Raw genomic sequence first — 12,540 nt, 5'->3', positions numbered from 1 at the left:
CCGCTCCTAGTTCCGATCTGCGCGCAACAGCGCAATCAGCAGATAAACGAACAGCCCCACTGCCAGCAGCAGCGACACTCCATCCAGAACGCCCATGACAAATCTCCCCGAAACGGCCATTGCCGTGTGTGGGAAGAGTGTGTGCAACAAGGGCGTAAAGGATCGAGATCGAAGGGGATGCGGGGGCGTAAAGAAGGCGTAAAGAAGACAGTCTGACCTGTAGGAGCGAGCTTGCCTCGCGAGCTCTTCGCGGCCGTATTCAAGAGATCGCGAGACAAGCTCGCTCCTACCCCCTGCAGAGAGGTTTTAGTGCAGCAGCGGTGTGTCCAGGACCTCGGATGGCCCGCCCAGCACACTTTCGCTGAGCTGGATAAACACTTGGGTGTTGACCTTGTCCAGACGCATCAGGGCCTGGCTGACGTCATCCAGTGAACGCTTGCTGCGGGTTTGCAGACGGATCTCGCGGTCCAGCGCCTGCAGCAGCGTCACAGCCCGTGCAACCATCGCCGGGCTGGCCTGGCCGCGCAGACGGGTCACGCCTTTGCCGGCAGCATTGAGCCTGTGTTGCAGGGTCTGGTAACGCTCCTCACTCATGCCGCCGGCACGGCGCATCAACTCAATGGCGTAATACTCGCTCAACCCTTCGCCAATCCAGTCATGCTCCGGCTCGTCATTGATCCCGCTGAACAACTGCACCAGTTCACGCAACAACGGGCTGCTACCCGCCTCATTGACCAGAGGCAGGCCGCTGTAGAGGTAGATCGAGTTGCCTGCCGCCGCACTGCCTTTCCACATCGGGCTGCCCGCACCGACAATCAACAGCTTGGGCGGGTTACGCGGGAATACTGCTTGCACCTGGGGCCAAACGAACGTCAGCAGGGTCAGCACATCCATGCGCCGCATGCCCTGCCCTTTAGGCGCGGACACGGTGACTTCGGTTTCGCTCAGGATGGTGCGGCGGGTGCCCAGCGTGCCGGCGAGCATCCAGCCGGTCGGGCGGTCGAACAGACGCGATACATCGTCGATCCGGAAACGGTTTTTGCCGATCCGTGGCCATGGGGTTTCGACACTCTTCCAGCCCGGTGGCAGCTCAAATTCCAGACGCGACACCAGTTCGCTGCCGTCTTGCGCATCGAGACTGGCCGCCGGGACCAGGTCCTCACCGCGAAACAGCGCCCACTGCGGGGTCATGCGCGTGTCAAAACTGCCGTTCTTGCGCTGATGGTTCAAACGCACGCGGTAGCTCAGGCTGGCCTTGCCCGGTGCCGGGTGCCACAGGCCACGGCTGTGAAGGGCATCGGGGGTCAACTGCCACTGGCCGTCAGCCTTGAAATCGCTGTAACTGCCCGGCGGCCCAAGATCGAAATTCAGGCTGCGCACCGCCGTCCCCTCGGCCAGGGTCAAGCGCACCTGCGCCTGATCGCTTTGCGGCAGCAGGCGCACGTGGTAGTCAAAATCAACTTTTTTGGCGGCCCACAGAGGTCCGCAAGCGATCAGTAGCAGCAGCCCCAGAGGCCATTTGTAACGCAGCGGCATACACACTCCATGGCAACCGCTCCGGCACTTAACCGGCGCGAAAAATCAGATGATCTTCCCAGTCGTCTTCCGGCACGCTGCCCTCGGCAAGCATGCGCCCGGATTGCGAAATGCGTTCATGGTGCACCGCGTCCCGGTCGCCACACACAAGGTGGTGCCAGAGCGGCAAGTCTTTACGCTCACTGACCAACCGGTACCCACAGGTCGGCGGCAGCCACTTGAACTCTTCAGCCTTGCCGGGCGACAGCTGAATGCAGTCCGCAACAGTGTCGCGACGCTTGGCGTAGTCGGTGCACTGACAGGTTTTCAGGTCGAGCAATTTGCAGGCAATGCGCGTGTAGTAGACGCTGTTGTCGTCTTCATCCTCGAGCTTCTGCAAGCAGCACAGGCCGCATCCGTCGCACAGCGACTCCCATTCCTCTTGATCAAGTTGATCGAGGGTTTTGCGGATCCAGAACGGTTCAACGATTGCGGCCATGGTTCAAACATCAACATCAGGGAGTGGAAAAGGCCGCCAGTCTAGTGCCCCGCGCTCCCCGGGCCAAGCGCTTGTGACTGACGGTGTAACTGGACTTGTCAGGAGGATGGGGTAAAAGTAGCTTCGTACCCGGTAAATCAACTCAGGAAAATCGAATGCCTGCTTCCAATCGCATTGCCGAACACCAGATCCATGAGCAGTTCACCCAACGCTGGTCGCCCCGTGCCTTCACCGACGAAACCATCGACAAGACCACCCTGCTGAGTTTTTTCGAAGCCGCCCGCTGGGCACCTTCGGCCTACAACTCGCAGCCTTGGCGCTTTCTGTTTGCCCTGCGCGGCACCCCTGATTTCGAGCGTTACCTGAGCCTGCTGGTGGAATTCAACCAGGGTTGGGCCAAGCATGCTGCCGCGCTGGTGGTGATCGTGTCGAAAACCACATTCGCCCCGCCGGGGACTACTGAAGAAAAGCCTGCACCGACCCACGCCTTTGATACCGGTGCAGCCTGGGGCCATCTGGCGCTGCAAGCGCATTTGAGCGGCTGGCACACCCACGGCATGAGCGGTCTGGATTACGAACGCGCGCGCCAGGAACTGAAAATCCCTGAGGGCTATGCCATTCAGGCGATGGTGGCCATCGGCAAACTGGGCGACAAGGCCAGCCTGGTGGATTACCTGCAGGCCAAGGAAGTCCCGAGCCAGCGTGAGCCGTTGAGCAAACTGGTAGCCGAAGGCGATTTCAGTCTGTAACCCCCAACACTGTGGGAGCCAGCTTGCTGGCGATGGTATCGGTGCGGTGTATTAGAAAAACCGCGTGGCCTGCATCGCTGGCAAGCCAGCTCCCACAAGGGTGACTACTTCATCAATACCCGCGAGCGAAATCCACTTCGCCGCGCAGTGCCTCACCCGCCTGGAACGCCCGCAGGTTGTCGACAAACAGTTGCACCATCAACGACGGCGAGGTCGGTGCCGAGCTATGACCGGTCAGCAGCAAGCCCCAGGCCGTCCAGAATGGATGCTTGGCCGGTAACGGCTCCTGACGGCACACATCAATGATCGCGCCCGCCAGATGCCCCACACGCAAGGCTTCAACCAGGTCGGCATCCACCACGGCCACACCGCGCCCGGCATTGATGAACACACCCTCGGGATTGAACAGCGCAAACAGTTCAGCGTCGTACAGGTCATGGGTTTGCGGGGTGTTTGGCAGCAGGTTGACCACGTAATCCATCTGCCCGACCAGACGCGGCAAGTCGCTCAACGTCGCAACTTCCTTGAACGGCGCCTGTTCCCGGGCAGCGCTGGCAATGGCGTACAGCTCAACCCCGAACGGTGCAAGAAACTGCGCCACGGTCTGGCCAATATCCCCTGCCCCGACAATCAACACCTTGCGCCCGACCAGACTCTGGCCGGTACGGTTGTCCCACTTGCGCTCGACCTGGCTCAGCAGCCGCGCGATGACTTCGCGCTCATGACCGAGCATATAAGTGAGCACATATTCGGCCATCACCTGACCAAAGATGCCGACTGCCCGGCTTAGCCGGTAATCGCGCTTCAGGCCGTCGGCCAGCAACGGTGTGATTCCGGCCCAGGTTGATTGCAGCCACTGCGGCTTGTGCCCTTGACGCAACAGGGTTGCCATCAAATCCGGCTGCCCCAGCCACACCGGGCAATCTGCAGCCATCTGCGCCAATTGCGCCGAATCGCCACTGGTCTGCACCTCCAGGTCGGGAGCTGCCTGCTGCAAGAGTTGGGCGTAAAGCGGGTAATCGTGCTCGGCAATCAGGACGCGCATGCTTCTAACCTTCCTAAAACACTGCAGCGTCCGCCGCCGGGGTTAACCCCGTAGCGTCCGGCCACCGCCAATCAAATTGAGCCTTTTAGACAGGCGCCCGGAACCGGGCGCCCTGCATTTACATCGGGTCGTTACGACGCAACAGTTCTTCGGGCAAGTGCTCGATATATTCGTCTTCGGCCGGCGGCATTTGCAGGTGGTAGCCCTGGGTGTCCAGGTTTTCCAGCACTTTATGAATGTCTTCGCGCGACAAGGCGCGCTCAGGGCTCAGTACCAGATCAAACGCATGGTGCGGCTTGCCAAAAGCGCTGAGCAAGGATTCCGGCACTCGCTCCAGGGCATCGGCCTTGAGCACGTACAGGTACATTTCGTTGCGTTTGAGGCTGCGGTAGATAGAGCAAATACGTTTCAAGACGGTTCTCCAGCAGTGGCCAGGCAATCGAGCAAAGCCTGGCCCATCAGCTCACGGCGCCATCCGCGCAGTGAGTCCGGCAATTGATAAGGGCCATTGGGAAAGCCACTTTTAAGCAGGGCTTCCAGGGTTTTCTTGCGCAGCATCAGTTCCGGCGCAATGTTCAGGCGTTCGGCTTCAGCCTGACCGATGGCTCGCAGTCGCTTGATCAACGCGGCGGCTTCCACCGGCAACGGCTCAGGCACGGCCGGCGGCCATTGTTCCGGGGGCAGACTGGCAGCGCGCTTGATCAGATCAAGCAAAAACTCGCCATCCTGACGCACGGTACGCGGGTGCATATCTTCAATACGCGCCAGCGCCACCAGATTATCGGGCTGGGTTTTGGCCAAGGGCCACAAGGCATGCTCGCGCACGACACGATTGCGCGGCAGATCACGGGCCCGCGCTTCATGCTCGCGCCAGGCGCAGATTTCACGCAGTACAGCCAGCTGTGCGGGTGACAGCTTCCAGGCCAGCTTGGCCTCGCGGTACACCTCGTAAGGGTCCACTTCACGGCGCAGATTGGCCACCAGTTCGGCGCCATCCTCCAGCACCCAGGCGTACTTCTCATCCGACAGGCGCGGACGCAGCAGCACATACACCTCAGCCAGATGCAGGGCATCTTCGGCGGCATAGCTGATCTGGGTTTCCGACAGCGGACGCTGCAACCAGTCAGAACGGGTTTCACCCTTGGGCAGGTCGAGGTCAAGCACCTCCTTGACCAGGCGCGAATAGCCCATGGAAAAGCCCAGGTTCAGGTAAGCCGCTGCCAGTTGGGTATCGAACAATGGCGCCGGCAGGCTGCCGGTCAGGCGTAACAGAACTTCGAGGTCTTCGCTGCAGGCGTGCAGCACTTTGACCACGGCAGGGTTTTCCAACAGGGCGGACAAAGGCTGCCAGTTGTCGATGGTCAGGGGGTCAATCAGGTAAGCCCGCTCGCCGTCGCCAATCTGGATCAGGCCGGCAATCGGGTAAAAGGTGTCGACCCGCATGAATTCGGTGTCGAGGGCTACGAATGGCAGGCTCTGCCATTCGGCGCAATGCTGGCCGAGGCTATCGTTGTCGCGAATCCAGTGAATATCGATGGCCACACGGCTCTCCCTTGAAGAATGGCGCGCAGTATATATCGACGCCAGGGATTTCCGGGCATTGACTGACGCTCTTGGCGACGAAAAACCTACACAATTTTAGGCAATTACCATCACATCTTTGGTTCCTGACCTGCATTGTTTTCCGAAACCTGTAAGGTACGGCGCTCTGGAACCTGCAAAACGCTCATGCCCCTCGCCCCGCTGCGAACATTGCGTGACACCGCCAGCGTGGAGTCGGGCCAGCACACACGTCAGTGTCCACGCACACAAAAGCCGAGGATTAACCCCATGTCTGTCCCCCGCAAGCTGTCCGGTCTTACTTTAGTGCTGGCAGGCTTTTGCGCCTTTGGCACGCCAGCACTGGCGCAAAACCTTGATCCCCAACTCGATGCCGCCGTAACCGAAGGTGCCAGGCAGGTCATGCAGACCTACGGCGTACCGGGCCTGAGCATTGCCGTCAGCGTCAATGGCAGGCAGCACTTCTACAATTTCGGCGTGGCATCTAGGGCGACTCAGGCGCACATCACCCCTGACACCCTGTTCGAGGTCGGCTCGATCAGTAAAACCCTTACGGCCACCCTGGCCACCTACGCTCAGGTCAATGGCCAGCTATCACTGAGCGACCCGGTCTCCAGGTACGTACCCGAACTTCAAGGCAGCGCTTTTGGCAAAGTGCAACTGAGCCACCTGGCCACTCACACCGCTGGCGGGTTCCCGTTGCAGGTCCCTGACGCCGTGCAGAACGAAAGCCAGCTAATGGACTACTTCAAGGACTGGAAACCGGTTTACCCGACGGGCACCCAGAGAAGCTACGCCAACCCGAGCATCGGCATGCTGGGCCTGATTACGGCCAGAAGCATGAACCTGCCTTTTGTCCAGGCCATGGAAAACACGTTATTCCCCGCACTGGGCCTGCACAGCACTTATATCGAGGTGCCAAAGAGCAAGATGGCCCTGTATGCCCAGGGCTATGACAAGCAGGATCAACCGGTCAGGCTCAACTCCGGCATGCTGGGCAACGAAGCCTACGGGGTTAAAACCAGTAGCCGCGACCTGATTCACTTTGCCGAGTTAAATGCCGGGCTGGGCGAGCCTCCCGCAAAAGTCGGGCGGGCCATTCGCGACACTCACACGGGCTATTTCCGGGTCGGGCCTATGACCCAGGATTTGATCTGGGAGCAATACGCCTACCCGGTCACGCTGAAGAATCTGCTGGTCGGCAACTCGGACAAGATGGTCTACAACAACAATGACGTGATTGCCCTGCACCCGCCCCTGGCGCCACAAGAGGCCGTGTGGCTCAACAAGACAGGCTCTACCGGTGGCTTTGGCGGCTATATAGCGTTGGTGCCGGCTAAAAAACAGGCCGTGGTCATTCTGGCCAACAAGAACTACCCCAACAGTGCCCGCATCGAGCTGGCGTATAAAATCTTCAACGCTCTGGACTAGGGTCTGTTGGCGCTAGGCCTCTTTACGCACGACATAGATGCTGCCCAGCGCATAGCCGGGCAGCACATCGTAATGCTTGAGGATGCTGAAACCTGCCAGGGCAAACTGGGATTCGATTTCTTCCTTGGACACGACAATCCGTTGCATGTCCTCGCACTGATGCGCCGAGCGCCCCACACATAACGACAGGATCAGGCTGTCACGGCTCACGCGATGCAACTCGCGCAGGATGGCCAGGCGATGCTCGCTGTCGCGTACATGGTGAAACAGCTGCATGCAGAAAATGCTGTCCACCGCGTTTTCAGACATGTCGATGGAAAATACCGAGCTTTTAAACAGCTTGATACGCGCCAGCAAACTGACGGGATGGTGAGTCTGGGCATGATCGAGCATGCCCTGGGACGAATCGGCGGCCAGAATTACCCGATTGCCGTGCTCTGCCAGCAATGGCCAGAAACGCCCGGCCCCGCATGCCAGATCCAGCACCAGCCCCGGCTCGCCCGCGACCTTGAGCGCCCGGCGAACCAGACGCTGTTCACGCCACAATGCCAACCGCCGGACAAAGCCTTTGGGCCGCACTTCGCTGCACACTTGTGCATGCTCGCGGTCATAGCGTTCGGCGAACTCAAGCTCAACGGTGGTAGGTAGCTGCGATGACATGGCCCGCGAACTCTAGTGTTTGGTTATGTTCGACACAGAGACTATCGGGGCACCAGTGAAAAAATTGTCAGAAAACCATAAAAAGTCGCACAAACCTCATCAATTCTGCAGGAGCGGGCTTGCTCGCGATGCAGGCGTCAGGACTGGCCTGATACGGCGTGCTGATGCCATCGCGAGCAAGCTCGACTCCCACACAGAGGGTGCTGTGCCGAATCACGCCTGCTGCAAATACCAGCGCCAGTCCTGCTCGCCGACTTCGCCCATGAACTGACGGTACTCGGCATTTTTGACGGCCAGATAGACCTTCAGAAAGTCGGGCCCGAACGCCTCTTTGGCCCACGCCGAGCCTTCCAGCGCACGCAATGTGGTCAGCCAGTCGGTCGGCAGCATCTCAGTCGCCTGGGCATAACCGTTGCCCTCAACCGGAGCCCCCGGATCACGCTGCTCACGAATTCCGCGATGGATCCCGGCCAGAATCGCCGCCGCGGCCAGGTACGGGTTGGCATCAGCGCCACAAATACGGTGCTCGATATGGCGCGAATACGCCGGACCGCCCGGCACACGCAAGCTGACGGTGCGGTTGTCCACTCCCCAGGTCGCGGCCAGCGGTGCGTAGCTGTTGCTCTGAAAGCGGCGGTAGGAGTTGGCATTCGGGCAAAACATCAACAGCGAGTCGAGCAAGGTGTCGAGCATGCCGCCCACGGCCTGCCTGAGCAACGGCGTGCCGTCCGGCGCTTCGCTGGCGAACAGGTTGTTGCCGTCCTTGTCGGCCAGGCTCACATGCATATGCATGCCGGTGCCCGCCAGGTCATCAAACGGCTTAGCCATAAAACAGGCCACCATCCCGTGCTTGTGCGCCACACCTTTGACCAAGCGCTTGTAGCGCACCGCTTCATCCATTGCCTGCAACGCGTCATTGCGGTGTTCGAGGGTGATTTCCACCTGCCCCGGTGCGTATTCGGAAATCGCCGTGCGCGCCGGAATCCCTTGCAGCTTGCAGGCGCTATACAGGTCAGCCAGAAACGGCTCGATCTGCTCCAGCTCCCGCAACCCGTATACCTGAGTGGCACGCGGACGCTGACCGTCAGCATCGCGTGCAGGTTGCGGGCGACCGGTGCTGTCACGCTGCTGGTCGAGCAAATAAAACTCCAGCTCGGCAGCCATCACCGGGTAATAGCCATCGGCCTTCAAGCCATCGATCACCTTGGACAACAAGTGCCGGGGATCGGCCACTGTCGCCGGCATCCCCGACTGCGGGTGCATGCTGACTTGCACCGCCGCCATTGGAATCAGACGCCACGGCATGCGCTGCAAGCTGCCACTGATTGGGAAGGCGCGGCAGTCGATATCGCCCACGTCCCACACCAGCCCGGTATTTTCAACGTCATCGCCATTAATGCTCAGCCCCAGGATCGTACTCGGCAGCGGGCGGCCGTTTTTATAAACCTCCAGCAACTCATCGCGGTGCAACAACTTGCCCCGGGGCACGCCGTTATTGTCGAGGATGAACAGCTCGAACATCTCGACATCCGGGTTCAGTTCCAGAAAATCCAGGGCTTCTTGCAGCGGGGCAAACGCAGGGGCGGCACTCATGGCAATACTCGTAAGTTCGTATAAGACAGGCGCACAGGCGCGCCAATTCGGCAGCGCCCGCTACAGGGCGCCAGCCACAGACTCAACGGGCACTACGAGCATCCGGCGGGCGGGCATGCCGGCAGTGAAACAAGGCCCAGAAGGCCAGTTTTGAAGGGAGAGAACAGGCAGACACGGTTGAACAGGCAAAAAAACCGGAGCAAGGCCCACCGCTTGACGTTAAAACGTGCGACAGCCAGTGGTACCTGATTCTGGTGGGGCCAAGCCTCATAGCTAAAACCATTGCCTGCAAAGAAACGCCAGCCTCACACGGCAGCCCAGGCAGGTCAAATACAGACTTTTATACCTTTGGTTGCAGCGCCGCTAAACATTGGGTAGCGGACCGCGACTCAAGGACACCGCCTCCCACCCCGCGACGATGATCAAAATCAGGGTGGTCAGTGCCCCCAGAATCAACGCTGAAAAGACCTGCGCCAATGCCGCCGGCAGCAGCATCAACAACAGCCCCATACCGCCAAGATGGGAAAACGGTGGTAGCGGTCGGTCCGACATCACCCATTTAAACAGCGCACATCCCAGCAAAAACAGGAAAGGCCCGGCCATTATGGTGATCACTGCACCATTCGTTGCGTGCCCCGGGTGCATCAACACCAACTCGTCGGCCACCGCGCTGACGATCACCCCGGCAATCATCAACACATGAATGTAGGTGTAGGCCAGACGCGCATGGCGCCCGGGATCACTGGCGTGGGCAATGCGCTCATGGGCCCGCTCGGCGCCGCTGTCGAAGTAGATCCACCACATGGCAATGCTGCCCAGCACCGCCACCACAAAGGCTGCAAGACCTGCAATGCTCCAGCTCAGCTGGGCAAAGGTGGCCCCCGTCACCAGCAAGGACTCGCCGAGGGCAATAATCACAAACAGCCCGCATCGCTCGGCCATGTGATTACCTTCAACGTTCCAGTCGTCCAGGGTCGAGGCCCCCAGCCCCGGCACCCAAAAGAACAATGAAGGCGACACCAGTTCGATTGCCAGCGCCAGGGCCCAGCAAGCCAGGCGCAGATTGCCTTCGAGCACTCCCCCCGCAATCCAGAACACCCCCGACAACAGCATCCAGATCAAGATGCGCTGAAAGTTTCGCGCCAGGCTGGGCGACTCGGTGCGCACCAGCCACATGGCGAACGCCGAACGTGCGACCTGCATGAACACAAAGGCCCCCGCAAACAGCAGCCCGCGATCCGTGAAAGCGTGAGGGATCGACACCGACAGCAGTAACCCGGCCACCATCAGTACAAACAGGCCAATACGAATCGGGATGCGCTCGGGGTCGAGCCAGTTGGTCACCCACGAAGTAAAGATCCACACCCACCATACGGCAACCAGCAGCAAGCCCACATGCACGGCACCCAACGCCGTTAAATTGGCCAGCAGTGAATGGGACAGCTGGGTCACGGCAAACACGAAGACCAGGTCGAAAAACAGCTCGACCATACCGACCTTGCCACTGTCATGACTGCCTCGGCCGCGCAGCAAGGAAAGGGAGCGGGTCATGTCGGATCCTCCGGGAAGCATTGACTGCAGGAGCCGGCAAGACGGCTCCTGCAAAAGCGCGCCTTATGCGCATGAATTCTTGTTCATCGAACGTTTTAAAAACCTGCGAGGTCGGATGCTGTGTCTATCCTGCTTTCGTCCGCATTCTTACTTCAAGGAGCCTCTCATGGCCAGAACGGTTGCCGATTTCATCACCCAAGCCCTGCAGCAAGCCGGCGTCAAACGTGTGTTCGGGGTGGTGGGGGATTCCTTGAATGCTTTCACTGACTCACTGCGGCGCCAGGAACAGATCCAGTGGATCCACATGCGCAACGAAGAGTCCGCAGCCTTTGCCGCCGGTGCCGAAGCGCATTTGACCGGCGAGCTGGCAGTCTGTGCCGGCAGTTGCGGCCCGGGCAATCTGCATTTGATCAATGGCCTGTTCGACGCCCATCGCAGCGGCGTGCCGGTGCTGGCACTGGCCGCGCATATTCCTGGCAGCGAGATCGGTATTGATTACTTTCAGGCCACCCACCCGGAAAGCCTGTTCAAGGAATGCAGTCATTACGTCGAACTGGTCTCGCGGGCCGAGCAGTTGCCGCAAGTGCTCGAACGCGCCATGCGCATGGCCATCGCCAAACGCGGGGTGGCGGTCGTGGTGATTCCGGGAGACGTGGCGCTGCAAACCACCGAGGCCAAAGTGCCCAACTGGCTCACACCCAGCCTGCCCATGGTTCGTCCGCACGATACCGACATCGAGCGCCTGGCCTCATTTCTCAATGACGGCAAAAAAATCACCTTGCTCTGCGGCGCAGGCTGCGCCGGTGCCCACCCGGAAATTCTGGCCCTGGCCGAGCGCCTGAACGCCCCGATCGTGCACGCACTGCGCGGCAAGGAACATGTCGAGTACGACAACCCGTATGACGTCGGCATGACCGGGCTGATCGGTTTTGCATCGGGTTACAAGGCCATGATGAGCTGTGACACCCTGCTGATGCTGGGTACCAATTTCCCGTATCGCCAGTTTTATCCGGAGCACGGCTATATCGCGCAAATCGACCTGCGCTCCGAAGCACTGGGCAATCGCTGCCCGCTGGAGCTGGGGCTGATCGGGGATGTGAAACTGACGTTGCAGGCGGTGCTGCCAAAAGTGCAGCAAAACCCTGAGCGCCAGCACCTGGATATCGCACTCAAGGACTACAAAAAAGCCCGCGAAGACCTCGATGCCCTGGCCGAAAGCGGCCCTGACAGCTCAATCATCCACCCGCAGTACCTCAACCGCCTGGTCAACGAACTGGCGGATGAAGACGCGATCTTCACCTGTGATGTGGGTACGCCCACAGCCTGGGCTGCGCGGTACTTGAAAATGAACGGCAAGCGCAGACTGGTCGGCTCGTTCAACCACGGTTCAATGGCCAATGCGATGCTGCAGGCCATCGGCGCGCAAGCGGCCTTCCCTGACCGGCAGGTGATCTCCATGTCTGGCGATGGTGGTTTCACCATGATGATGGGCGATTTTCTGACCCTGAATCAGGTCGGTTTACCGATCAAAGTCATAGTGCTGAACAACGGCACCCTGGGCTTTGTAGAGATGGAAATGAAAGCGGCGGGTTTCCCGGATGTGGGCTGCGAACTGAAAAACCCGAACTTTGCTGCCATGGCCGAAGCGATGGGGGTCAAAGGGATCCGTGTCGAGCATCCGCACGAGCTGGAAGCGGCCCTGCGTGAAGCGCTGAGCCATGACGGCCCGGTATTGGTCGACGTAGTCAGCGCCCGTCAGGAACTGGTGATGCCGCCGAGCAAAACCTTCGAACAGGCCAAGGGTTTCAGCTTGTTCATGCTCAAAACCGTGATGGATGGTCGAGCCCGGGAGCTGATTGATCTGGCCAAGGTCAATTTGACGCGCTGAAAACACCACCCGATAACCGTAGGAGCGAGCTTGCCTCGCGAGCTGTTCA

At 59.8% G+C, this 12,540-nt stretch carries 12 protein-coding genes; 3 read left to right on the top strand and 9 right to left on the bottom strand.

The features are described 5' to 3' along the window. Positions 1–6: 6 nt before the first annotated feature. The 3 genes from kdpF to AOC04_RS04120 form a co-directional block, all read right to left on the bottom strand. The gene (gene kdpF, locus AOC04_RS04130) at positions 7–96 is read right to left on the bottom strand and encodes a K(+)-transporting ATPase subunit F (protein WP_060691277.1); all 90 of its coding nucleotides are present in this window, start codon (positions 94–96) and stop codon (positions 7–9) included. Positions 97–306: 210 nt separating this feature from the next. After that, positions 307–1,536 (bottom strand): hypothetical protein, encoded by a 1,230-nt coding sequence (locus tag AOC04_RS04125; protein WP_060691276.1) that lies wholly within the window; start codon positions 1,534–1,536, stop codon positions 307–309. A 28-nt stretch (positions 1,537–1,564) separates the two neighbouring features. Continuing rightward, a complete protein-coding gene (locus AOC04_RS04120; RefSeq protein ID WP_060691275.1) occupies positions 1,565–2,014 on the bottom strand; it encodes a YcgN family cysteine cluster protein in 450 nt (149 codons plus the stop codon). Between the two features lie 155 nt (positions 2,015–2,169). On the opposite strand from AOC04_RS04120, the gene AOC04_RS04115 reads away from it, so the two are divergent. After that, positions 2,170–2,763, top strand: coding sequence for a nitroreductase family protein (locus tag AOC04_RS04115; protein ID WP_060691274.1), 594 nt, complete (start codon positions 2,170–2,172; stop codon positions 2,761–2,763). Positions 2,764–2,875: 112 nt separating this feature from the next. Here the strand turns inward: AOC04_RS04115 and AOC04_RS04110 are convergent, their stop codons facing one another. The 3 genes from AOC04_RS04110 to rnd form a co-directional block, all read right to left on the bottom strand. Next, positions 2,876–3,808, bottom strand: a complete 933-nt coding sequence (locus tag AOC04_RS04110) for a D-2-hydroxyacid dehydrogenase (protein ID WP_060691273.1) — start codon at positions 3,806–3,808, stop codon at positions 2,876–2,878. A gap of 118 nt (positions 3,809–3,926) precedes the next feature. Then, complete coding sequence (locus AOC04_RS04105; protein ID WP_060691272.1) at positions 3,927–4,220, bottom strand: YcgL domain-containing protein; 294 nt, start codon at positions 4,218–4,220, stop codon at positions 3,927–3,929. Next, positions 4,217–5,350: a ribonuclease D gene (gene rnd / locus AOC04_RS04100; RefSeq protein WP_060691271.1), complete on the bottom strand. Its 1,134-nt coding sequence runs from the start codon at positions 5,348–5,350 to the stop codon at positions 4,217–4,219. The genes AOC04_RS04105 and rnd overlap by 4 nt, the downstream gene beginning before the upstream one ends. Before the next feature lie 288 nt (positions 5,351–5,638). On the opposite strand from rnd, the gene ampC reads away from it, so the two are divergent. Further along, positions 5,639–6,799 carry a class C beta-lactamase gene (ampC, locus tag AOC04_RS04095; RefSeq protein WP_060691270.1) on the top strand — a complete coding sequence of 387 codons (1,161 nt, stop codon included), beginning with the start codon at positions 5,639–5,641 and terminating at the stop codon, positions 6,797–6,799. Between the two features lie 12 nt (positions 6,800–6,811). On the opposite strand, the gene AOC04_RS04090 is transcribed toward ampC, so the two are convergent. The 3 genes from AOC04_RS04090 to AOC04_RS04080 form a co-directional block, all read right to left on the bottom strand. Next, positions 6,812–7,459, bottom strand: a complete 648-nt coding sequence (locus AOC04_RS04090; protein ID WP_060691269.1) for a class I SAM-dependent methyltransferase — start codon at positions 7,457–7,459, stop codon at positions 6,812–6,814. A gap of 213 nt (positions 7,460–7,672) precedes the next feature. After that, complete coding sequence (locus tag AOC04_RS04085; protein ID WP_060691268.1) at positions 7,673–9,052, bottom strand: glutamine synthetase family protein; 1,380 nt, start codon at positions 9,050–9,052, stop codon at positions 7,673–7,675. A gap of 363 nt (positions 9,053–9,415) precedes the next feature. After that, a complete protein-coding gene (locus AOC04_RS04080) occupies positions 9,416–10,603 on the bottom strand; it encodes a low temperature requirement protein A (RefSeq protein ID WP_060691267.1) in 1,188 nt (395 codons plus the stop codon). A 166-nt stretch (positions 10,604–10,769) separates the two neighbouring features. On the opposite strand from AOC04_RS04080, the gene poxB reads away from it, so the two are divergent. Further along, positions 10,770–12,491, top strand: coding sequence for a ubiquinone-dependent pyruvate dehydrogenase (gene poxB / locus AOC04_RS04075; RefSeq protein ID WP_060691266.1), 1,722 nt, complete (start codon positions 10,770–10,772; stop codon positions 12,489–12,491). The last annotated feature ends 49 nt before the right edge of the window (positions 12,492–12,540 follow it).

The organism is Pseudomonas versuta, from assembly GCF_001294575.1.
Classification (GTDB): Bacteria; Pseudomonadota; Gammaproteobacteria; order Pseudomonadales; family Pseudomonadaceae; genus Aquipseudomonas; species Aquipseudomonas versuta.
The sequence above is the reverse complement of the archived record's forward strand: the minus strand, read 5'-3'. Positions and strand labels throughout refer to the sequence as shown.